Raw genomic sequence first — 22,056 nt, forward strand, 5'->3', positions numbered from 1 at the left:
GGGACAGGCGCTACCAGATCTTCCACCACGGACCTTTGTCTTTGACAAAGCCGTGCTTGACGAACTGGCTGTCGGGGTAGTTCGCGTTCAGCACGCGTGCGGTGTCGTCCCGCAGGTCGGTCATACCCATCCGGTCGTAGGCCTGGACCATGATGTAGAGCGCTTCTTCCACCGCCGGCGCGCCCTGGAAGTCGCGCACGGCGGTCTGCGCGCGATTGACGGCCGCCACGTAGGCGCCGCGTTCCAGGTACATGCGGGCCACGTGGACCTCGTTCATGGCAATCGAGTTGACCAGGTAGTTCAGACGCAGCCGGGCATCGGGGGCGTACTTGCTGTCTGGAAAGCGCGTGACCAGCGCCTTGAAGGCGTCGAACGATTCGCGCGCGCCCTTGGGATCGCGCTCGCTGGGATCCTGCTTGGTCAGGCTGGCCAGCAGGGCGCTTTCCTGGTAGAAGCTGATCAGGCCCTTCAGGTACAGCATGTAATCCAGGTTCGGATGGTTCGGATGCAGGCGCTCGAAGCGGTCGATGGCGGCCAGCGCCTGGGCGTTGGAACCGTCTTTCCAGTAGACGTAGGCAATGTCGATCTGTGCCTGCTGGGCGTAGACGCCGAAGGGGTAGCGCGCTTCGAGCTTCTCCAGCAACTTGGAGGCCTGGGGCCAGTTGCCGGTGTCCATCTCGTCCTTGGCCTCCTTGTACAATCTCTCGGCAGTCCAACCCACGGTGGGGTCGACTTCCTTGGTGGCGGAGGCGCAGCCGGCCAGAGCGATGATGGCCAGCAGGCATGCCAGGGCGTAGCCCAGCCGCTGCGCAAGACCGCGCCGCCGGTCCGGGCCGGAATGCCCGTTGCCGGAAGCCGTTGCTTGCATTGCCAGGGTATTCAACTGCATGGTGGTGTCCCTCACCAATAGACTATCCCTGATTATATTCGGGCTTGGCGGCCCGCTTCTCCTATACATGCCATCTTCCCCGCCGATCAACGATCTTGAAGCCCAGGAAGCCGAACCGCGCTTGCTGGATTTGCCGCCAGGCACCCGCGCCGACCGTCTGGACAAGGTACTGGCGCAGCTTTTGCCCCAACATTCCCGCAGCCGGCTCCAGGGCTGGATCGAGCGGGGTGGAGTGCTGGTCAACGGCAAGACCGCCTCGGTCCGCCAGATCGTCGGGCCCGGGGACCAACTGACCGTATGGGAAGAGCCCGCGCCCGAGGCCATGGCCTTTGTGCCGCAGCCCATCGACTTTCCCGTGGTGGCCCAAAGCGGCGATTGGATCGTGGTCGACAAGCCGGTCGGCCTGGTGGTGCATCCCGGCGCGGGCAATTGGCAGGGGACGCTGTTGAACGGCCTGCTGCATCGATATCCGGAACTGGGGCAAGTCCCGCGGGCGGGCATTGTGCATCGGCTGGACAAAGACACATCGGGCCTGATGGTGGTGGCCCGCAATGTGGTCGCCCAGACTTCGCTGGTGCGGCAGCTTCAGGCCCGCACCGTCGGACGGCGCTACGTCGCCCTCGTTTCCGGTCATCTGCGCCGCGGCGGCACGATAGACCGGCCCATAGGCCGGGACGCACGCGTGCCGGTGCGGATGAGCGTCGAGCGGCCCATCGCGGCCAAAACCGCCATCACCCATTTCACGCCGCTGCGCTGGGGCAACGCGCCGACCGGTATGCCGGTGACCGAAGTCGAATGCCGGCTGGAAACCGGCCGCACCCACCAGATCCGGGTCCATCTTTCCAGCATCGGCCATCCTCTGCTGGCCGACACGCTGTACGGGGGCAAACTGGTGGAGCCGGCCTCGCGCCAGATGCTGCACGCCGCGCGCTTGCAGTTCGAGGATCCGGCGGACGGTGGGCAGAAAGTCTTCCATGCGCCGCTCCCGGCGGATATGCGCGCCGTGGCCGAGGCGGTGGACTGGGAAGAGGGCGCGCTTGCTCCGGAGGTGGACCAGTGATGGCCGCCAGGCCGATCTTGCCGGTGCAGGAGGGGCCTCGATGGCCCGGCGTTCGAATGTTTTCCACCACGCGAGCCGGCGGGGTCAGCAGCGGCCGGTACGCATCCCTCAACCTCGGCACCCATGTGGGGGACGCGCCCGAGGCCGTGGCGGAAAATCGTGCCCGCCTGCAGGCCTTGCTGCCGTCGTCCCCCTTCTGGCTGGAGCAGGTCCATGGCACCCATGTGGCCGATGCCGACCAACCGGCCGCTCACCAGCCGGCCGATGCCGCCGTGACGCGCACGCCGGGGAGGGTGCTGGCCGTCATGACGGCGGATTGCCTGCCCGTGGTGATTGCGGCGCCGGCGGCGGGCGTGCTGGCGGTTGCGCATGCGGGCTGGCGCGGCTTGGCGGCGGGCGTGCTGGAGAATACCGTAGCTGCCATGGCGCTCCCGCCCGGCGCAGTGTTGCGGGCCTGGGTCGGGCCTGCTATCGGCAAGGAGGCCTTCGAGGTCGGGGACGAGGTGCGGGCGGCGTTCGCCTCCACGTGTCCTCCCCCCACGGGTGCCTTCTTGCCGGCCGGCACATGCGACGCCGCGGGCTTGCCCAAATGGCGGGCCGACCTGCCGGCCCTGGCCGAACAGCGGCTACGCACCGCGGGCGTAGAGGTCGTCGTGCATAGCGGCCTGTGCACGGTGGCGGACAATCACCGTTTCTATTCGTACCGGAAGGAAGGGGCGACCGGCCGTTTCGCCACACTGGCCTGGCTCGAGCCCTGAATCCCCATACCGCGCGCAGTCCCGGTTCAATCCTTCGATGCGGTGTCGGACGCTGCCGCCTGTCGTCCGGCTTCGCGTTCGCGCCGCCGGCGGCGTGCGCCGGCAGTCAGGACATACAAGAGAATGCCGACGGGCAGCAAACCATAGAACACGAGCGTGCCGATGCCTGCCAGCACCGTCGGCTGCGACAGGGACATCAGTATCGTCACGTATAGCCAGCCGATGGCGACGATGGCGGAAAAATGCATGAGGTGAAAGAAAAGAATGCGCGGCCGAAGTCGCCGGCGCCGGTTAAGTGCGGTGGTGCGAGAATTGACAGGCGCGGGCGCCCTATGCACTATCACATCTCGCGCAATCGAATTATCAAGGTGTTCTTAGTGAGTCAGTCCAGGCAAGATTCTACGAACCCCTTGGCGTGGCTGGAAGCATGGCAGCAAATGCTGGACCCGGCGGCGGTCACGCCGAGGATGCCAGAGCTTCCGAACCCCATCCTCTCCAGCGGGCAGGCGCCTGAAAAGTTGCTGGAAATCCAGCGAGAATTCACCCGCGAATGGACCGAGCTTTGGCAGGCGGCCGCGCGCGGCGAACTGGCGTCCCCGGCCGACCAGCGTTTCTCCGGCGACGACTGGCGCACGAGTCCGGTGCATGCGTTCCTGGCCCATGCCTATCTGTTGTCGGCCCGTACATTGTTGAAGATGGCCGATAGTATCGAGGCACCGGAGCCCGTGCTCAACCGGCTCCGCTTTGCCACCATGCAGTGGCTGGACGCCATGGCGCCGTCGAACTTCCTGGCCTTTAACCCCGAGGCGCAGCGGCGCCTGCTCGAGTCGGGCGGCGAGAGCCTGCAACAGGGGCTGGCCAATCTGCTGGCCGACCTGCAGAAAGGACGTATTTCGCAGACCGACGAGTCCTCCTTCGAAGTGGGCCGCAATCTCGCGACCACCGAAGGCGCGGTAGTGTTCGAGAACCGGCTGTTCCAGCTGATTCAGTACAAACCCTTGGCGACGCGGACGTATGCGCGGCCGTTGCTGATGGTTCCGCCGTGCATCAACAAGTACTACATCCTGGACCTGCAGCCGCAGAACTCGTTCGTTCGCTTCGCGCTCGAGCAGGGCTTGCAGGTCTTCATGGTTTCGTGGCGAAACCCGCTACCGGCCGACCAGGACGGCGTCCAGCACGCTGATTGGGACGACTACCTGGAAGAGGGCGTGCTCGAAGCGATCAAGGCCGTTTCTGCCATCTCCCGCCAGGATCGCATCAACGCGCTGGGATTCTGCGTGGGGGGCACGCTGCTGGCTTCGGCGTTGGCGGTGGCGAAGGGGCGCGGGCAGGACCCGGTGGCCTCGCTGACCTTGCTGACGACCTTGCTCGATTTCACCGACACGGGCGTGCTCGACGTATTTGTCGACGAAGCGCAGGTCATGCTGCGCGAACAGCAGTTCGCAGGAGGCGGGGTGCTGGCGGCGCGCGAACTGGCCGCGACCTTCGCGTTCCTGCGGCCCAATGACCTGGTGTGGAACTACGTCGTCAACAATTACCTGAAAGGGCAATCGCCACCGGCATTCGACCTGCTTTATTGGAACGCCGACGGCACCAATCTGCCGGGCCCGTTCTACGCCTGGTACCTGCGGCATACCTACCTGGAAAACAATCTTCGTGCGCCGGGCAAGCTGCGCGTCTGCGGCGTGCCGCTCGATTTCGGCCGTCTCGACATGCCCGCCTATGTGTACGGCTCGCGCGAGGATCACATCGTGCCATGGTCCTCGGCCTACGCCTCGACCACGCTGTTGCGGGGGCCGATGCGTTTCGTGTTGGGGGCTTCGGGACACATCGCGGGCGTGATCAATCCCGCTGCCCGCAACCGGCGCAGCTATTGGGCGCGGGACGACGACGACCGGCTGCCGGCCAGTGCTGCCGACTGGCTGGACACGGCGCGCGAATGTCCCGGCAGCTGGTGGAACGATTGGGCGCAATGGATCCAGACCTATGGCGGACGGCAGGTCAAGGCCCGGACGGCGCTGGGCAGCGCCGCGTTCCCGGTGATCGAGCCCGCCCCGGGCAGATACGTGCGAGTGCGGGCAACTTGAAAGAATTCGGGCGTAATCTGGGCAATGGCCGGCGGAGTGCTCCGCCGGGACTCAAGGAGGCATTATGAATGGAAAAATAGCCTACGTGACGGGCGGCATGGGCGGCATCGGCACCGTCATTTGCCAGAGGCTGGCGAAAGCAGGGTTCACCGTCGTGGCGGGCTGCGGCCCTAACCGCGACTATGGCCAATGGCTCCAGGAGCAGGCGGCGCTCGGCTATACGTTCCATGCCTCGGTCGGCAACGTGGCGGACTGGGACTCCACCACCGCTGCATTCGCCAAGGTACGCCAAGAGATCGGTCCGGTAGATGTGCTGGTCAACAACGCGGGCATCACCCGCGACGGCCTGTTCAGAAAAATGAGTCTCGAAGATTGGCGCGCGGTCATCGACACCAATCTGAACAGCCTGTTCAACGTGACCAAGCAGGTAATAGGCGACATGATCGAGCGCAAATGGGGGCGCATCATCAACATCAGCTCGGTCAACGGCCAGAAAGGGCAGTTCGGGCAGACCAACTATTCCACGGCCAAGGCCGGCATCCATGGCTTTACGATGGCGCTTGCCCAGGAAGTGGCTTCCAAGGGCGTGACGGTCAATACGGTCTCGCCGGGCTACATCGGCACCGACATGGTCCGCGCGATCCGTCCCGACGTGCTCCAGTCCATCGTCGACAGCATCCCGGTCAAGCGGCTGGGAACCCCTGACGAGATCGGTTCCATCATCACCTGGATCGCCTCGGATGACGCCGGTTTTGCGACCGGCGCGGACTTCTCCCTCAACGGCGGCCTCCACATGGGGTAAGCCCCGACCCGGCTCGAAGCGTTTCGCGCCGGGTTGATCTACACTTGGTGGCGGGGTGCGGTCGCCGGACCGCGCCCGTTTCATACAACACAAAGTTGGGGGCAAGCATGGCGCAGCAAGCTGGAGCCGGCAATGGGTTGCGGTTGATAAAAAAATATCCCAACCGCCGCCTATATGACACGCAGACCAGCACCTACATTACCTTGGCCGACGTCAAGCAGCTGGTGCTGGACAACGAGGCGTTCGAGGTGGTGGATGCGAAATCCGGCGAGGACCTGACGCGCAGCATCCTGCTGCAAATCATCCTCGAAGAAGAAACGGCCGGCGCTCCCATGTTCACCTCCAATATGCTGGCGCAGATCATCCGGTTCTATGGCCATGCCATGCAGGGCATCATGGGGTCGTACCTGGAAAAGAACATCCAGGCCTTCATGGAGATCCAGAACAAGCTCGGCGAGCAGTCCAAGAGCCTCTACGGCGGACAGTTCGGCCCCGAGGTGTGGGCGCAGTTCATGAACGTGCAGACGCCCATGATCCAGAGCATGATGAGCAACTACATCGAGCAGAGCAAGAATCTGTTCGTGCAGATGCAAGACCAGATGCAGAACCAGGCCCGATCGATGTTCACGTCCTTCCCGTTCGCCCCCACCGCCAAGGACGACGAACGCAAATGAAGCAGCCCGGGGAGGGCGCCGCGGCGGCGGCTCCGTAACCCGGTAAAATCTGCGGATTCTGCTAATTCCGGCTGCGGGTTTCCCCGCGAAGCGTCCGATGTCTTCCAAGCTGCCCCGTTTTCCGATCGCCGCGCCGCTCCCGGCGCGCGCCAGACCTTCCTGTCGTCCGTCCCGCGCGCGTGCCGGAGGCCATCCATGAGCGCCGTACCGCGTATCGCCTTTGCGAGCCTGGGATGTCCCAAGGCCGCGTCCGACTCCGAGCAAATCCTGACCCAGCTGCGGGCAGAAGGCTACGAGACTTCCAAGACCTACGAGGACGCGGACCTGGTCATCGTCAATACCTGCGGCTTCATCGACGATGCGGTCAAGGAAAGCCTCGACACCATAGGCGAGGCCTTGCAGGCCAACGGCAAGGTGATCGTCACCGGCTGCCTGGGCGCCAAGAAAGAAGCCGACGGTGCCGGCGTGGTCGAGAAGATCCATCCCAAGGTGCTGGCGGTAACGGGTCCGCACGCCACGCAAGAAGTCATGCAGGCCGTGCACCAGCACCTGCCCAAGCCGCACGACCCCTTCAGCGATCTCGTGCCGCCCCAGGGCGTGCGGCTCACGCCCAAGCACTACGCCTACCTGAAGATTTCCGAAGGTTGCAACCACCGCTGCAGCTTCTGCATCATCCCGTCGATGCGCGGCGACCTGGTCTCGCGCCCCATCCACGAGGTCATGCGGGAAGCGGAAAACCTGGTCAAGGCCGGCGTCAAAGAGATCCTCGTCATCTCCCAGGACACCAGCGCGTACGGCGTGGACGTGAAATACCGGACCGGGTTTGTCGACGGGCGGGCCGTGCGTACGCGCATGAAGGAACTGGTGGGCGAACTTGCCAAGCTGGGGGCCTGGGTCAGGCTGCACTACGTCTACCCCTATCCGCACGTGGACGAAGTGTTGCCGTTGATGAACGAGGTGCACGAGAACGGCGGCCGCGTACTGCCGTACCTCGACGTGCCGTTCCAGCACGCCAGCCCGCGCATCCTCAAACTCATGAAGCGGCCCGCATCGTCCGAGCGGAATCTCGACCGGATCCGGGCCTGGCGCGCCATCTGTCCCGACCTCACCATACGCAGCACCTTCATTGCCGGTTTCCCCGGCGAGACCGAGGCCGAGTTCGACGAACTGCTGGATTTCCTGCGTGAAGCCCAGCTCGATCGCGTGGGATGTTTTGCGTATTCGCCGGTCGAGGGAGCCGCGGCCAACGCGTTGCCCGATGCCGTCCCCGATGAAGTCCGGCAGGAACGCCAGGCGCGGTTCATGCAAGTCCAGGAGGAGATATCCCGCAAGCGCCTGGCCCGTCGCGTGGGCAAGGTGCTCAAGTGCCTGGTGGACGAGGTGACGCCGGAAGGCGGCGTGGCACGCTCCATGGCCGATGCGCCCGACATCGACGGCAAGGTGTTCGTCGCTCCGGTCGACAAACCCTGGAAACGGTACAAGGTGGGCGACATCATCTCCGTTCGTATCGCACAGTCCGACGCCCACGACTTGTGGGGCTCCGTGGCCTGATCTCCGGCGGACGGCACCTGGCGTCTGGTACGTTTCTTGCATTTCACGGTGATGTTTTCCGTGGTGCCGGCACTCGCGGGCCGGCGCGAGATTGCCATGAACGCTTCGACGTCTAGCCGTCCTTTGGACCTTTCCAGCCTGTATCGCCGCTGCGTTTTCCGCTCGGATACGCAGGTAGAGTCGCATCACCAGGTCGCCAGCGCGCTGTCCGACCACGACCTGCGCTGGAGCCGGGGGCCGGCCGATACGGCCTTGTTCAAGGCTGGCGTCAACGACCTGCAAATCATGGCCTTGCGCTACGGCGCCGAAGTGGAGGTTATGCCCGCCGTGTTCCAGGACTTTTCCTTGGTCCATATGTCCTTGCGCGGCGTGATGGAAGTCGAGGCCGATGGGCGGAAAGTGTGCGTCGGGCCGGGACGCAGCGCCTTGATCGCACCAAGGAAGAGCATACGCATGCGGTGGCAGAAGGGCGCCGAGCAGTTGATCATCAAGGTGCCCAAGGCCTTGCTGGAGGAAGTGCGGCATGGACAGGGCGGCGCGGCCGGCCTGGATCCGGTCTTCCTGTTGCCGGAGGCTGCCGTGGCCCAATGGGACCTGCTGGTGCAGTCGCTGCTGACCAGCGCCGACCGCGCGCCGGGCAACGAGGTCGAGCAGGCCTGGCTGCAGCATTTCGAGCGCAACGTCGCGCTGTTCCTGTTGTCCTGTCCGCAGGGGGGCGCGCCGTCGCAGACGCGGCATCCCGAACCGGAGACGTTGTCGTCGTCGGAATCGGTCAGGCGGATGGAGGCACTCGATGCCTATATCCACACCAAGCTGTGCGCTCCCGTCTCGACATTCGACCTGGCCCACGCGATCGGCGTCAGCGTGCGCACCCTCAATCTGCTGTGCCGCCGCTACCGGGGTTGTACGCCGATGGAACTGCTGCGCAACCGGCGCCTCGATGCGGTCCGCGCCCAGTTGCTCAGCAAGCCGGGCGTGAACGTGACGAGCGCGGCCCTGGAGCACGGCTTTGGGCATCTCGGCCGCTTCGCCGCCTACTATCGCGAGCGCTTCGGAGAGCTGCCCAATCAGACCGCTGCGTCGGTCTCCGCGGCGGTGCAGCGGCCGTCCGCCGGCACGATTGCGGGAATCGGATAAGGTTGCGAACCGGTCTTGCACATAGCGGATAGCCACGCTTTTCCGGTCTCTATAGACTTGATTTCAGGATCGAGTCAGAGAGACCATCATGACCACACTTGCCCATTATTCCGAAGCGAAGGCCGAGCGCCGCGTCGTCTTTCCCCAAGCCGACGGTTCGCAGGTCCCCTATAGTGTCTTCAGCTCGCAGGAAGTCTACGAACGCGAGCAGGAGCGTATCTACCGCGGCCCCACGTGGAATTTCCTGGGGCTCGAATGCGAGATTCCCAACGTCAACGACTTCAAGAGCACCTTTGTCGGTGATACACCGGTGGTGGTGACGCGCACGGCCGAGGGGCTGGCCTGTTGGGTGAACCAGTGCGCCCACCGCGGCGCGATGGTCGTGCGCGAAAAGAAAGGCAATGCCGACTCGCATGCCTGTGTCTATCACCAATGGAGTTTCGCGGCCAACGGCGACCTGCTGGGCGTGCCGTTCCGCCGCGGCCAGAAGGGCATGGTGGGCATGCCGCCCGACTTCAAGCCCGCCGAACATGGGCTGCGCAAGCTGCGAGTCGACAGCTACCGGGGCCTGATGTTCGCGACTTTCAGCGACGAGACGCCGCCGCTGCCGGAATACCTGGGCGATGAAATGCGCCCGTGGATCGACCGCATCTTCCACAAGCCCATCGTGTTCCTGGGATGTACCCGCCAGTACTCGAACTCGAACTGGAAGCTGTATCTGGAGAACGTCAAGGATCCCTACCACGCCAGCCTGCTGCACTTGTTCCATACCACCTTCAACATTTTCCGGGTGGGAATGAAGGCTCGCTCGATCCCGGACAGCAAGCACGGCCTGCACAGCATCATCACCGTCACCAAGCCTGAAGACGGATCGGACACGGCGGCGGCGTATGCGGCCCAGAACATCCGATCCATGGACGGCGGCTTCGCCCTCGAGGATCCGGAACTGCTCGGCCAGATCCAGGAATACGACGAGATGACGACCAACCAGATCCAGCCGATCTTCCCCCAACTGGTCATCCAGCAGATCCATAACACCCTGGTGGCACGGCAGCTGCTGCCCAAGGGGCCGGACCATTTCGAACTGATCTTCCATTTCTTCGGCTACGAGGACGATACCCCCGAGCTGCATGCGCTGCGCATCCTGCAGGCCAACCTGGTGGGACCGGCGGGCTACATCTCGATGGAGGACACCGAGGCCACCGAGCTGGTGCAGCAGGGAACGGTACGCGATGGCGACAAGCACTCATACATCGCGATGGCCCGGTCGGCGCCCGACCAGACCGACACCGTCATTACCGAAAACCTGATCCGGCGTTTCTGGACCGGCTATCAAAAGCTCATGGGCTACTGATCATGGAAAACAACCTGCAACTTTGGATGGAATTGCTGGAGCTCCAGCACCGGTATGTCGCCGCCCTCGACGCCAACGAGCTCGAGACGTGGCCCGCCTTCTTCCTCGAAGAAGGGCACTACGAGATCATTCCCAAGGAAAACTACGACCAGGGCCTGCCGGTGCCGGTCATCTATTGCCGCAATGCGCGCATGATGCGGGACCGCGTGGTGTCGCTGCGCAATGCCAACATCTACGAGGCGCACACCTACCGGCACGCCACCTCCGGGCTGGTGATCAAGGGCATCGAAGACGATGTCGTGACGACGCATTCGAGCTACGTGGTCGTATCCACCGGCACGGCAGGGGATACGGTGGTCTACCAGGCCGGCATGTACATCGACGAGGTGGTCAAGCACGAAGGCCAGTGGCGCTATCGCAGCAAGAAGGTGGTGTACGACACCTTGCGGGTACAGACGCTGCTGGCGACGCCTATCTGAGTGCCGATGACCATGAGCGATTGGCACGACGTCGGCGCGCCCGACCAGTTTCCCGAAGATGCCGGCACGCCGGTGCAGGCAGGCGGCGTCGCCATCGCGATGTTCCGCTTGGGGGACGAGTTATTCGCCCTGCGCGATTTGTGCACGCATGGCAACGCGCTGCTGTCCGACGGTTATGTCGAGGACGGCTGCGTGGAGTGTCCTCTTCATCAAGGCCTGTTCGATATCCGCAGCGGCGCGGTGCGCTGCGCGCCGTTGACCGAACCGGTGCGCACGTTTCCGGTGCGCGTGGTGGCCGGAAGGGTGCAGGTGTCCACCGGCGGCGCGCGGGCCGAGGAGCGGCCGGCGGTCACGCAGGCGTCGGCCCGCATCACCGCCATCGGGCGGCCGGCGGCCGATGTGGCGGTGATTTCGCTGGCCACCGAGCCGTTGCTGGACTACCGCCCCGGCCAATACCTGGACGTGCTGCTGGAAAACGGCGAACGGCGCAGCTATTCGATGGCATCGCTGCCCGGGGAGGCAGGGCTGGAACTGCATATCCGCCATATGCCCGGCGGGCTGTTCACGGATCGCGTTTTCGGCGGGCTGGCCAGCGGCGACACGCTGCGCATAGAAGGGCCGGCGGGCAGCTTCACCCTGAGCGAATCCGGCATGCCGGCCATCCTGCTGGCCAGTGGCACGGGTTTTGCACCTATCAAGGCCATGGTGGCCGCCAATGCGGCCCTGTCCCGGCCGCGTGCGATGCATCTCTACTGGGGCGGACGGCGGCGGTCCGACCTGTACATGGATACGCTGTGTCGCCGCTGGGCCGAGCAATATCCGTGGCTGACCTACGTGCCGGTGTTGTCCGACCTGGCGCCAGAGGACGGCTGGCCGGGGCGCACGGGATTCGTGCACCGCGCGGTGATGGAAGACTTTCCCGATCTGTCGGGCCACGAGGTCTACGCATGCGGCGCGCCCCAGATGGTCGAGGCAGCGCGCGCCGATTTCGTGCAGGCGTGCCGGCTGCCGGCGGATAACTACTACGCCGACGCTTTCCTGTCCAAGGCGGACAGCAAGGTTTGATCAAAGATTCACTATGGAGTAATGCTGTGTCATTCCGGTCTTTTACCGTTGCGCCTTGTGCCGCCCTATGTTTGAGCCTGTGGGGAGGTGCGCATGCGGCCGACCCCATCAAGGTCGGCATGGCCCTCGATATGTCGGGCCCGTTCGCCGCCAACGGAGCCGAGGCCAGGGACGCGTTCAACCTGGCTATCAAGATGCTGGGCAACAAGTTGGGCGGTTTTCCTGCCGAGTTCCGGCAGACCGACATGGCCGGCAACCCTGACCAGGCGCGCCAGCTCGCCAATCGGTGGATACAACGCGACAAGATCGACTTCTTCACCGGCCCCATCGGTTCGAATGTGGCACTGGCCGTCGCGCCGACGCTGATCGCCGCCAAGGTGCCTTACCTGTCGAATAATGCCGGCCCCAGCCTGCTGGCAGGGGAGAAGTGCTCGCCGTTCTATCTCGGCACCTCGTACGAGAACCAGATGATGCACGAACCCGGCGGCGTGCTGGCCAACCAGCGGGGTTTCAAGAAAGTCGTGGCGATCGCGCCGAACTACCCGGCCGGCAAGGATGCCTTGACGGGTTTCAAGCGCCGCTACGAGGGCGAGATCGTGGCCGAAATCTACACCAAGGTCGGGCAGATCGACTATTCGGCCGAAATTGCGCAATTGCGCGCGGCCAAGCCCCAAGGTGTGTATTTCCTGCTTCCGGGAGCGATGGGGATCAACTTCATCAAGCAGTTCGTCGCTGCGGGCCTGGCCGGCGACATCAAGATGGTCACGGCTGGCGTATCGGCCGACGAAGACATGATTGCCGCGGTGGGCGAACCCATGCTGGGGCTCTACAACTCCGCCCCGTACGCTTATGACCTGGACAATCCGGCCAATAAGAAATTCGTGCAAGAGTTTCGCAAGGCCTACGGCCGCAGTCCCACGCTGTACGCGGCTCATGCCTACGATGTGGTGATGAACATCGACGCTGCGGTGCGGGCCTTGAACGGCAAGCTGGGCGACCGTGCGGCGGTGGCCAAGGCCTTGCGCACGGCCAAGTTCGAGTCGGTACGGGGCGACTTCTCGTACAACGGCAACAACCACCCCATCATGAACTTCTATACCCGGCAGGTCGTTCGCGACGAGAGCGGCAAGCTCACGAACAAGACGGAGGGCGTCCTGCTCGAAAAGTACCAGGACTCGTTCCATGGTCAATGCAAGGCCATCTGATGGCGTCCGGGGGCATGCCTCCCGGCGATGGAGTTCCTTCCCATGATTTATTTCATTGAACAAACCATGAACGGCATGGGCTACGGTCTCATGCTGTTCCTGATCGCAGCCGGGCTGACGTTGGTCTTCGGCATCATGGATACCCTGAACCTTGCGCACGGGTCCATGTACATGGTGGGCGGCTACGTCGCCGCCACCGTCCATACGCACAGCGGCTCGTTTCTCGCCGCCGTGCTGGCAGGGATCGTCGCTACGCTGTTGTTCGCCTGCCTGCTGGAAATCGTGCTGTTCAAGAAACTGTACGGCAAGGACCATCTGACGCACGTCATTGCCACGTTCGGTGTCATCCTGATCGCCGACGACGCGGTGCGCGCGATCTGGGGCGTGGCGCCGCTCATGGCGCCGACGCCGGCGGCCCTGGCGGCGCCGATCGAGCTGATCGACGGTCTCCCGTACCCGTCCTATCGCCTGGTGCTGCTGCTGGCCGGCCTTGCGGTGGCGGCGGGCCTTTATGTGCTGGTCAATCACACCCGCGTCGGGATGCTGGTGCGGGCCGGTGCCTCCAACCGGCGCATGGCCGAATTCATGGGCATCAATGTCAGCCGGGTCTTCACGTGGATTTTCCTGCTTGGCGCCGCATTGGCGGCGCTGGCAGGGGCGTTGATGGGGCCCATCGCCGCCGTGGAGGTCGGCATGGGCGAGAGCATCATGATCCCGGCCATGGTCGTCATCGTTATCGGCGGCGTCGGTTCCATCCGTGGGGTCTTCATTGCCAGCCTGATGGTCGGCATGGTGGAAACCTACGGCAAGGCCTACCTTCCGACCGCGCTCAAGGCGATGCTGCCCGCGGCCGTGGCCACGGACCTGGGCGCGACCCTGACCAGCATTGCCATCTATGCCTTGATGGCATCGGTGCTGGTATTCAAACCGGCCGGGCTGTTCCCGGCCCGAGGCTGAATCCATGAATCTGCAAGCTATCGTGAAACCCGCGGCGCTACCCGGTGCCGCGAGCGCCGGCAGCCCGCTGGGACGGTGGGCGCCATGGGTGCTGCTGGCGGCGCTCGCCGCCTTTCCCTTCCTGAGCCCGGTGCTTGGCTCGGAGTACTACGTCAGCTTCATGCGCCGTCTCTTCATCATCGTCCTGTCGGTCGCGTCGCTCAACTTCGTACTGGGATATGGCGGCCTGGTCGCATTGGGGCAGGCCGGTTTCGTCGGCGTGGGTGCCTACACGCTGGTGGTGCTGACCGACGCCGGGGTCGAGTCGGCCTGGGTCCTGTGGGGAGTTGCAACGCTGGGCGCGGCGATTGCCTCGCTGATCGTCGGCGCAATTTCGCTGCGCACGCGCGGGACGTACTTCATCATGATCACGCTGGCATTTGCGCAAATGATCTACTACGTCACGGTGTCGCTCAGCGCCTATGGCGGCGATGACGGCTACTCGATTCCCATGCGTCCGGAGCTGGGGCTGGGCCTGGACAGCAACGATGAAGCGACCTTGTACTGGGTGGTGCTGGCATTGACCGTGGCGGTGCTGGCGGTACTGGCACGCATCTCCCATTCCCGCTTCGGCAAGGCGCTGATCGGGTGCCGGGACAATGAAACCCGCATGCTGGCCATGGGCTATCCGGTCTACAGGATCCGCCTGGCTGCCTTCGTCATCGCGGGCGCGGTGGCGGGCCTCTCGGGCGCGCTCCTGGCCACCCACAACAGTTTCGTGAGCCCCTCGATGATCCACTGGACGCAATCGGCGACCGTCATGGTCATCCTGGTGCTGGGCGGTGTCGGCCATCGCTGGGGAGCGGTCGTAGGCACGGCCGTATGGCTGATCCTGGAAGAAACCCTGCGCAACTACACCGATTTCTGGCACTGGCCGCTGGGCCTGTTGCTGATCCTGGCCGTGTTCTGGAAGCCGCGCGGCCTGGCTACGATTTTCGATGGCCGTCGCAAGGAGGAGGCATGAGCCTGTTCGCCGCCCGCCGCCTGGTCAAGCGTTTTGGCGGCCTGACCGCTACCGACCACGTCAGCATCGAAGTGGAGGCCGGGGAGGTGCATGCCTTGATCGGTCCCAACGGCGCCGGCAAGTCGACACTGGTGAACCTGATTTCGGGACTGCTTCCGCCTGACGAGGGGACCGTGGAGCTGGACGGCGTGGACTTGACGCCGCTGCCGTCCTATCAGCGCGTACGCAAGGGCTTGTCGCGCTGCTTCCAGGTCACCAGCATTTTCCCCGGCGCCACCGTGCGCGACAATCTGCTGCTGGCCGCGCAGGCCCATAGCGGTTCCAGTTTCCGCTTCATGGCGCCGCGCAATGCCGAAGCGGCGCTGCAGGACCGCGCCCATGAGCTGGCCGTAAGAGTGGGGCTGGATAAGGAATACGACCGCATCGCCGGCGCACTGCCGCACGGTGCCCAGCGCAAGCTCGACGTGGCACTGGCCCTGGCGGCCGATCCCAAGCTGCTGCTGCTGGACGAACCCATGGCCGGCATGGGGCCAGAAGATTCGGCCCGCATGGTCGAGCTCATCCAGCTGCTGCGCACGGACATGGCCATCCTGCTTATCGAACACGACATGAACGCTGTTTTCCAACTTGCCGATCGCATTTCCGTGCTGGTCTATGGCCGGGTGCTCACGTCCGGCACCGCCGCCGACATCAAGGGCAATGCCGAGGTGCAAAGCGTTTATCTCGGTACGGAGGTGCACGCATGAAGCGCGAACCGCTGCTTTCCGCGCGCGGCCTGCAGGCCGGCTACGGCGCCAGCCAGGTCCTGTTCGGCATAGACCTCGACATCGAACCCGGCCAGATCGTCACCCTGATGGGCCGCAACGGCATGGGCAAGAGCACCACGATCAAGACGCTGATCGGGGCACTGGGCCTGCGCAACGGCGACATCCGCTTTGCCGGCCAATCCACGGCCAAGCTGCGCGCCGACGCCATTGCCCGGATGGGCATGGCCATCGTGCCCGAAGGCCGCCAGTGTTTTCCCAATCTGACCGTGCGCGAGCACCTGGTCGCCTTTGCCGACAATCGCAACGGCCAGTCCGATGCTTGGACGCTGAACCGGATCTACGAACTCTTTCCACGCCTGGCCGAGCGTGCGCAGAACATGGGCAACCAACTGTCCGGCGGCGAGCAGCAAATGCTTGCGATCGGGCGGGCGCTATCGACCAACCCCCGCCTGCTCATCCTGGACGAAGCGACCGAGGGCCTGGCGCCGGTGATCCGCGACGAGATCTGGCGGTGCCTGAACCTGCTCAAGGCGGCTGGCCAGACCATTCTGGTCGTGGACAAGTACGTCGAAAAGCTGATTGAATTGGCCGACCATCACTTTATTCTCGAACGCGGCCAGGTCGTCTGGCAGGGCTCGTCCGCGGAGCTCGACGGCGACCGCGGCCTGTGGGCCCGTTACCTCGGAGTTTGAAACATGCATCCCTTTTCCATCCGGCAGCACATCGTCGACCGGGTCGTCGCCCGCCGCGGCCGCTATCATCTGCACGACCGGCTGCCGGCCCGCAAGACCGCCTTCGTGGTCATCGACATGCAGCCCACCTTCGTGGCGCCGGGCAGCCCTGCCGAGGTGCCGGAGTCCCGTTCCATCGTCGGCAACATCAATCGGCTGGCGGCCGCCGTGCGCGCCAAGGGAGGCCTGGTCATCTGGGTCACGCATGCCAACCAGAAGGTGGGCGACGGGTCGGACTGGTCATCGTTCTACGACCATTTCGTCGCGGCCGATGTGCGCGCCCGCACGATCGATGCGAACGCGCCGCGTCCGCCGCGCGAGTCGCTCTGGCACGAGCTGCAGGTCGAGGAGGGCGACGTGCACGTGAGCAAGAACCGGTACAGTGCGCTGGCGCATGGGTCTTCCGGGCTGGAGCGGGTGCTGCGGAGCGCCGGTATCACGACGCTGCTGATTGCCGGGACCAAGACCAATATCTGCTGCGAGTCGACCGGCCGCGACGCCATGATGCTCGACTTCTTTCCGGTCATGGTGCCGGATTGCCTCGCCGCGCTGTCCGATGAAGAGCACCGGGCCGCACTGGAGACCTTCATCCAGAACTTTGGCGATGTCTACGAATCGGCGGAAGTCATAGAACGGCTGGACTGAGCCGTTCGGCCGCAGCGGCGTACCGGCGCTGCGGGCCATAGCTGAGTCGGTGGGCCGGGCGGCGGGGCTGCCTGGCCCGTTCGCTATCAGGACGCCATCTTGCAGTCCTGCACGTGGGCATCCTGGTGCTTTTCCACCACCATGCCGTCGAGCTTGTTGGTGATGGTTCCGTCCGGCAGCTTGACGATGGTGCGCTGGTAGAACGCCTGCACCGGGAAGTTGTTGGGACCGTAGTTGACGCGTCCACGCAGCGTCTCGAAGTTGGCGGCCTTGAGCGCCTTGAGCAGCGCCGCCTTGTCCTTGAGGTTGCCGCCGACGTCGCGCACGGCGGCGTCCATGGCCATGATGGTGTCATAGGCCTGGGCCGCATAGACCGACGGGAAGTGCCCATATTTCTTCTTGTACGCGGCAACGAACTCGACGTTGGCCGGCACTTTCAGGTCATGGGCCCAATGGGCGGTGTTGGTCGTACCAAGCATGCTTTCGCCTACGGCGCGAATCACGTCTTCATCGGCGCCTGAGCCCGAGATCAGCAGCGGCGTGTCTTTCAGCCCGCCCGCCACATACTGCTTGATGAAATTGATCCCCATGCCGCCGGGAAGGAAGATGTAGACCGCGTCGGGATTGGAGGACCGGATCTGGGCGATTTCGGCGGCATAGTCGATCTGCCCGACCTTGGTGTAGACCTCGTTCTGGATCTCGCCTTTGTAGAAGCGCTTGAAGCCGCCCAGGTGGTCTTTGCCCGCAGGATAGTTGGGCGCAATGATCACGACTTTCTTGTAGCCCTTGGTGTTTGCCAGGATGCCGGCCGTCTCATCGTAGGTGTCGTTCTGGTACAGGCCGAAGAAGTACGGATTGCATTGCTTGCCGGCATATTGGCTCGGCCCGGGGTTGCTGGACAGGAAGGGCACCTTGGCGGCGAACAGCACAGGGCCGGCCGCCAGGGCGGAGTTGGAGGCGATGGGGCCGGTGAAAAAGTCGATCTTGTCGCGGTCGACGTAGCGCTTGACCAGCTGGATGACCTGGTCCGGGCTGCCGGCGAAGTCGTTCTTGAGGAACTGGGCCGGCTGCCCGCCCAGTTTGCCGCCCAGCTTTTCGATGGCAAGATCGAAACCATCGCGCGCTTCCGCCCCGGCTGTTGCGAAGGGCCCCGACAGGTCGAGAGCGATGCCGACCTTGATCGGGTCGGCGGCATGCGCCATGCCGGCAAAGCCGAAAGCGAGCGCGGCAATGGAAAGGGCGAGCGGTGATTTGCGCATAGTGGCTCCCTGTATGGATTGGAGATGGCGCGCCAGGACCAGGTGTCCCGGGCCGGTTGGTGACACTTGGTGACATTGTGGAGGGCGCGCCGGAGCCGGGACAATCCGAATTCGGCAAAGCAGGTCGGCCGGATGTCCGAATCCGGAAACCGGCGGATGGACGGGGAGGGGCGGCCGCGCTACTTGCGGGCCATCAGCAGGGGCGCGATATCGGCCGCCAGCCGGTTCAGCGCCGGAGCGACGGTGGATACCAGGTAGTCGTCGGTGAACAGCGCGCTGGAGGCCCCGCAGGTCAGTACCAGCGTGCGGTTGCGATCGGCCGGCTGCACCGGTACCCCGATGGCGTTGAAGTTTTCTTGCGGATAGCGCATGAAGACCGCGCCGTGGCTCGCATAGTCGGCCAGGGCGGCTTCCAGCCGGCCCGGGTCGCGTGCCGGGTCCCATTCGCCGCGGGTTTGCAGCGTGCCGATGACCTGTTGGCGCTCCCCGGCGTCGAGGGCCGCCAGGTAGGCCAGGCCAAGCGAGGAATCGGTCAGGCCAACGGTGGACCCGATATGCAGCATCACCCGCCGCGCGGTCGCGGGTTCGCTGCGTTGGATGACCACCATTTTCGACTCGTGGCGTTCGCCCAGCAGCACCGTGGTTCCCAGTTCATCCGCTACTGCTTTCATCAGCGGCGCCGCGTACTGGTTGATGTCGGTTTGCGCCACGACGGAATAGCCGAGCAACAAGGCCGCGGCGCCGATACGCAGCTTGTCGTTGGCGGTGGGAACCAGGTAGCCGAGCCTAACCAGTGTCTTGCACAGCCGCCAGGCCGTCGGCTGCGGCAGGCCGGTGAGCTTGGCGATCTCGGTCGTGCCCAGTTCCGGACGGCCAGGGGTAAAGCAGCGCAGCACTTGCAGGCCGCGCGCCAAGGCCGTGACGAACAGTGGATCTTCTTCTTTCATGGAACGCCCTTGACACCGCGCGCGGGCGACGCGCAGAATAAATTCATAAAACGAATTGTATATTCATATAATGAATTGATAAAGCCCATGAAGCAAGACTGCACGCCCGAATTGGCCGAAATGCGGCCGGCCATCCGCCGCTTTGTCACGGAACGCCTGGAGCCGCTCGCCCGCCAGATCGATCGCGAAGGCGTCGTACCGCCAGCCGCGTTGGACCAGATGCGGGGGCAGGGCTACCTGGGCATGCGGCTGCCGGCCGAACAGGGCGGCGGAGGCTTCGACCTGTCGACGTATTGCCTGGTCATGGAAGAGGTGGCGCGCTCGCACCGGATCTTCACCGTCATGCTGGATTGCACCAGCGGCCTGACCCCGATTGCCATCGCCCGGCATGGCACTCCGGCGCAGCGGGAAAAATACGTGGCCAAGCTGGCCAAGGGCGAATGGCTGGCCAGCTTCGCGCTGACCGAGCCGGACGCCGGATCCGATGCGGCCGCCCTGCGAACCACGGCGCAGAAGGTGGCGGGCGGCTGGATGATCCAGGGCGTGAAGCAGTTCATCAGCGCGGCCCATCGCGCACAGGTCCTCATGGTGCTCGCCGTGACCGACCCGTCCAAGCGCGCGCGCGGCGGCATCACGGCCTTCCTGGTCGACCGCGGAACGCCCGGCATGCATATCGACCGCATCGACAAAACCATCGGCTCGGATCCCATTGAATTGGCCGAGATCCGGTTCGAGGGTTGCCGGGTTCCCGACGAGGCCGTGCTGGGACAGGTCGGCGGCGGGTTCGGGATCGCGATGGAGTCGCTGGCCAGCGGCCGCATGGGGGTCTCGGCAGCATGCATAGGGACTGCCGACCGCCTGCTGGAGGAGGCCATCGAATACGCGAAGACGCGCGTGACGTTCGGCCAGCCGCTGGCGCAGCGCCAGGCTATCCAATGGATGCTGGCCGATTCGGCCACCGAGCTGGCATTGGCCAGGTCCCTGGCCTACGACACCATGCGGCGTATCGACGCCGGCGAAGACGCCGGTACGGCCCCGAGCATGGTCAAGCTTTTCTGTTCCGAAATGGTCGGTCGGGTCGCCGATCGTGCGGTGCAGATTCTTGGCGGTTCGGGGTTGATCCGCGGCGTGCCGGTCGAACGCTTTTATCGCGATGTGCGCCACTATCGCATAGGCGAGGGCGCTTCCGAAATCCAGCGCATGCTGATTGCGCGGGCGCTTTTGAAGTAAGGAAAGCGCGATGCCGGCAGACCACGGATCCCATCCTTCCATTGCGAGGCGTCTTGCGTCCTTCGCCCTAGGCTTGCGGCGGGACGATCTCTCGCCAGCCAGGCAGGAAAAAGTGTCGCTGATCCTGGCCGACTTTCTAGGCTGCGTGCTGGCAGGGTCGGTGCTGCCCGAGGCCTCGACGGCCTTCGTGCTGGCTCAGCCCGGCCCGGTAAGGATCCCGGGAGCCCCGGCCGGACTGAGCGCGGAATCGGCGGCCATTGCGATGGGCGCACTGGGCTCGCTGCTGCAGCTGCACGATGGTTTCGGCAACGGCGGCAACCATCCCAGCAACAGCATCATTCCCGCGGTCTGGTGCATGCGCGAAGGACAGTCGATGGAAGCCGTCCACACGGCGATCGCCGTCGGCTATGAAGTGGCCAATCGGCTGGCAGCCAGCGCGCACCCTGCCTTGACCCTGGCCGGGCTGGCACCGACTTCCTGCACCGGCGCCATCGGCGCCGCGGCGGCGCTGGGCCGCTTGCTCGAGTTGGACGAAGCGACGCTGGTCCGGGCGTTGAGCAACGCGGCGTTCTCGTTTCCCGCGGCCGCCTTGCGCGGGCTGACCGGACACGGTTCGGCCGTGCCCTTGCATGGAGGCTTGGCCGCCCGCTGTGCGCTCGAAGCCGTGCGCATGGCGCAGGCGGGGCTGTGCGCCGGCGACCGCATTTTCGACGATGGCGACGATCCCGGAGTGCTGGCAGTGCTGCATAGCCGCGGTTTCGATTGCGCACCCGAGACTTGGCGAGGGGAGATGCTCGACGGCGTCTACTTCAAGGCCATACCGGCATGCCGCCACGCCCAGCCGGCCATCGACGCCATCGAAGCCATTTGGCGCGAGGGACCGTTGGCCGCCGAGGATATCGTCCGCGTCGACCTTCATACCTATCCGGTGGCGTTGCGCTTCGGCAAGGCGCCCAACGCGCGGCATGAGCTGTACGACCGGCTGATGAGCGTGGTCTGGGCCGTGGCCAGCGCGCTTCGCCACGGACGCTACGACTTGTCCAATGTCCGCGCCCCGGCCATCGACCCGGCGGTTTGCGCGCTCTACGACAAGATCCATCTTCATGTCGATGAGGGCTATAGCGCGCTGTACCCCCGTTTCCTCCCCGCCAGGGTCGAGCTTACGCTGTCCGGCGGGCAACGCCGCACCGGCTTGTGCATGATGGAGTATGGCACGCCATCGGAACATGGACCTTACTCGCCATTGGGAACCAATGTGCCTCCCTTGGGCAGGGAAGGGGTCAAACGCAAATTCCTCGGCCTGGCGCAAGCTGCGCTGGAAGCCGCCGAGGCCGAAGCGCTATGGCGTGAAGTACGAGCGGTACCGGGACTGAGCAACTAGGCTGCATGCCGATGCATGGCGAGCTCGATGACCAGCCCATCTAATTGTTCTATTGACAGAACAATAGATCATCCA

The 22,056-nt window shown here is 64.6% G+C and carries 22 protein-coding genes; 18 read left to right on the top strand and 4 right to left on the bottom strand.

Features of this window, described 5'->3' with window-relative positions:
• Nucleotides 1-10: 10 nt before the first annotated feature.
• The gene (locus QHC78_RS06365) at nucleotides 11-889 is read right to left on the bottom strand and encodes an outer membrane protein assembly factor BamD (protein ID WP_319743047.1); all 879 of its coding nucleotides are present in this window, start codon (nucleotides 887-889) and stop codon (nucleotides 11-13) included.
• 67 nt (nucleotides 890-956) lie between these two features.
• On the opposite strand from QHC78_RS06365, the gene QHC78_RS06370 reads away from it, so the two are divergent.
• Nucleotides 957-1,949, top strand: coding sequence for an RluA family pseudouridine synthase (locus tag QHC78_RS06370; protein WP_319743048.1), 993 nt, complete (start codon nucleotides 957-959; stop codon nucleotides 1,947-1,949).
• Nucleotides 1,950-2,005: 56 nt separating this feature from the next.
• Nucleotides 2,006-2,707 carry a peptidoglycan editing factor PgeF gene (gene pgeF, locus QHC78_RS06375; RefSeq protein ID WP_319743049.1) on the top strand — a complete coding sequence of 234 codons (702 nt, stop codon included), beginning with the start codon at nucleotides 2,006-2,008 and terminating at the stop codon, nucleotides 2,705-2,707.
• Nucleotides 2,708-2,733: 26 nt separating this feature from the next.
• Here the strand turns inward: pgeF and QHC78_RS06380 are convergent, their stop codons facing one another.
• Nucleotides 2,734-2,955: a hypothetical protein gene (locus tag QHC78_RS06380; protein ID WP_319743050.1), complete on the bottom strand. Its 222-nt coding sequence runs from the start codon at nucleotides 2,953-2,955 to the stop codon at nucleotides 2,734-2,736.
• A gap of 219 nt (nucleotides 2,956-3,174) precedes the next feature.
• Between QHC78_RS06380 and phaC the strand changes: the two genes are divergently transcribed.
• The 14 genes from phaC (at nucleotide 3,175) to QHC78_RS06450 (ending at nucleotide 17,164) form a co-directional block, all read left to right on the top strand.
• Nucleotides 3,175-4,794 (top strand): class I poly(R)-hydroxyalkanoic acid synthase, encoded by a 1,620-nt coding sequence (gene phaC / locus QHC78_RS06385; RefSeq protein WP_319743465.1) that lies wholly within the window; start codon nucleotides 3,175-3,177, stop codon nucleotides 4,792-4,794.
• Nucleotides 4,795-4,858: 64 nt separating this feature from the next.
• Nucleotides 4,859-5,596, top strand: a complete 738-nt coding sequence (gene phbB / locus QHC78_RS06390) for an acetoacetyl-CoA reductase (protein ID WP_319743051.1) — start codon at nucleotides 4,859-4,861, stop codon at nucleotides 5,594-5,596.
• Between the two features lie 107 nt (nucleotides 5,597-5,703).
• Nucleotides 5,704-6,270 carry a polyhydroxyalkanoate synthesis repressor PhaR gene (gene phaR / locus QHC78_RS06395; protein ID WP_319743052.1) on the top strand — a complete coding sequence of 189 codons (567 nt, stop codon included), beginning with the start codon at nucleotides 5,704-5,706 and terminating at the stop codon, nucleotides 6,268-6,270.
• 195 nt (nucleotides 6,271-6,465) lie between these two features.
• The gene (gene rimO / locus QHC78_RS06400; RefSeq protein ID WP_319743053.1) at nucleotides 6,466-7,821 is read left to right on the top strand and encodes a 30S ribosomal protein S12 methylthiotransferase RimO; all 1,356 of its coding nucleotides are present in this window, start codon (nucleotides 6,466-6,468) and stop codon (nucleotides 7,819-7,821) included.
• Nucleotides 7,822-7,917: 96 nt separating this feature from the next.
• On the top strand, nucleotides 7,918-8,958 hold the full coding sequence (locus QHC78_RS06405) for an AraC family transcriptional regulator (RefSeq protein ID WP_319743054.1): 1,041 nt from the start codon (nucleotides 7,918-7,920) through the stop codon (nucleotides 8,956-8,958).
• Between the two features lie 88 nt (nucleotides 8,959-9,046).
• Nucleotides 9,047-10,312 carry an anthranilate 1,2-dioxygenase large subunit AndAc gene (gene andAc / locus QHC78_RS06410; RefSeq protein ID WP_319743055.1) on the top strand — a complete coding sequence of 422 codons (1,266 nt, stop codon included), beginning with the start codon at nucleotides 9,047-9,049 and terminating at the stop codon, nucleotides 10,310-10,312.
• A 2-nt stretch (nucleotides 10,313-10,314) separates the two neighbouring features.
• The gene (andAd, locus tag QHC78_RS06415; protein ID WP_319743056.1) at nucleotides 10,315-10,791 is read left to right on the top strand and encodes an anthranilate 1,2-dioxygenase small subunit AndAd; all 477 of its coding nucleotides are present in this window, start codon (nucleotides 10,315-10,317) and stop codon (nucleotides 10,789-10,791) included.
• A gap of 12 nt (nucleotides 10,792-10,803) precedes the next feature.
• Entirely contained in the window at nucleotides 10,804-11,856 is a 1,053-nt protein-coding gene (gene andAb / locus QHC78_RS06420) for an anthranilate 1,2-dioxygenase ferredoxin subunit AndAb (RefSeq protein ID WP_319743057.1), read from the top strand.
• A gap of 26 nt (nucleotides 11,857-11,882) precedes the next feature.
• Nucleotides 11,883-13,061, top strand: a complete 1,179-nt coding sequence (locus QHC78_RS06425) for an ABC transporter substrate-binding protein (RefSeq protein WP_413816419.1) — start codon at nucleotides 11,883-11,885, stop codon at nucleotides 13,059-13,061.
• A 42-nt stretch (nucleotides 13,062-13,103) separates the two neighbouring features.
• Nucleotides 13,104-14,018, top strand: a complete 915-nt coding sequence (locus tag QHC78_RS06430) for a branched-chain amino acid ABC transporter permease (RefSeq protein ID WP_319743058.1) — start codon at nucleotides 13,104-13,106, stop codon at nucleotides 14,016-14,018.
• Nucleotides 14,019-14,022: 4 nt separating this feature from the next.
• Nucleotides 14,023-15,021, top strand: a complete 999-nt coding sequence (locus tag QHC78_RS06435) for a branched-chain amino acid ABC transporter permease (RefSeq protein ID WP_319743059.1) — start codon at nucleotides 14,023-14,025, stop codon at nucleotides 15,019-15,021.
• Nucleotides 15,018-15,767 carry an ABC transporter ATP-binding protein gene (locus QHC78_RS06440; protein WP_319743060.1) on the top strand — a complete coding sequence of 250 codons (750 nt, stop codon included), beginning with the start codon at nucleotides 15,018-15,020 and terminating at the stop codon, nucleotides 15,765-15,767. The genes QHC78_RS06435 and QHC78_RS06440 overlap by 4 nt, the downstream gene beginning before the upstream one ends.
• The gene (locus QHC78_RS06445; protein ID WP_413816420.1) at nucleotides 15,764-16,480 is read left to right on the top strand and encodes an ABC transporter ATP-binding protein; all 717 of its coding nucleotides are present in this window, start codon (nucleotides 15,764-15,766) and stop codon (nucleotides 16,478-16,480) included. Before QHC78_RS06440 ends, QHC78_RS06445 begins: the two co-directional genes overlap by 4 nt.
• 3 nt (nucleotides 16,481-16,483) lie before the next feature.
• Complete coding sequence (locus QHC78_RS06450; RefSeq protein ID WP_319743061.1) at nucleotides 16,484-17,164, top strand: isochorismatase family cysteine hydrolase; 681 nt, start codon at nucleotides 16,484-16,486, stop codon at nucleotides 17,162-17,164.
• Between the two features lie 86 nt (nucleotides 17,165-17,250).
• Here QHC78_RS06450 and QHC78_RS06455 read toward each other — a convergent pair whose 3' ends face one another.
• On the bottom strand, nucleotides 17,251-18,423 hold the full coding sequence (locus QHC78_RS06455; protein WP_319743062.1) for an ABC transporter substrate-binding protein: 1,173 nt from the start codon (nucleotides 18,421-18,423) through the stop codon (nucleotides 17,251-17,253).
• A 179-nt stretch (nucleotides 18,424-18,602) separates the two neighbouring features.
• Nucleotides 18,603-19,370 carry an IclR family transcriptional regulator gene (locus QHC78_RS06460; protein ID WP_319743063.1) on the bottom strand — a complete coding sequence of 256 codons (768 nt, stop codon included), beginning with the start codon at nucleotides 19,368-19,370 and terminating at the stop codon, nucleotides 18,603-18,605.
• 87 nt (nucleotides 19,371-19,457) lie between these two features.
• Here QHC78_RS06460 and QHC78_RS06465 point away from each other — a divergent pair, with 87 nt between their 5' ends.
• Both QHC78_RS06465 and QHC78_RS06470 read left to right on the top strand, forming a co-directional pair.
• Nucleotides 19,458-20,600 (top strand): acyl-CoA dehydrogenase family protein, encoded by a 1,143-nt coding sequence (locus QHC78_RS06465; RefSeq protein ID WP_319743064.1) that lies wholly within the window; start codon nucleotides 19,458-19,460, stop codon nucleotides 20,598-20,600.
• A gap of 10 nt (nucleotides 20,601-20,610) precedes the next feature.
• The gene (locus QHC78_RS06470; protein WP_319743065.1) at nucleotides 20,611-21,981 is read left to right on the top strand and encodes an MmgE/PrpD family protein; all 1,371 of its coding nucleotides are present in this window, start codon (nucleotides 20,611-20,613) and stop codon (nucleotides 21,979-21,981) included.
• Nucleotides 21,982-22,056 lie beyond the last annotated feature (75 nt).

This window comes from Pigmentiphaga sp. (assembly GCF_033795525.1).
Classification (GTDB): Bacteria; Pseudomonadota; Gammaproteobacteria; order Burkholderiales; family Burkholderiaceae_B; genus Pigmentiphaga.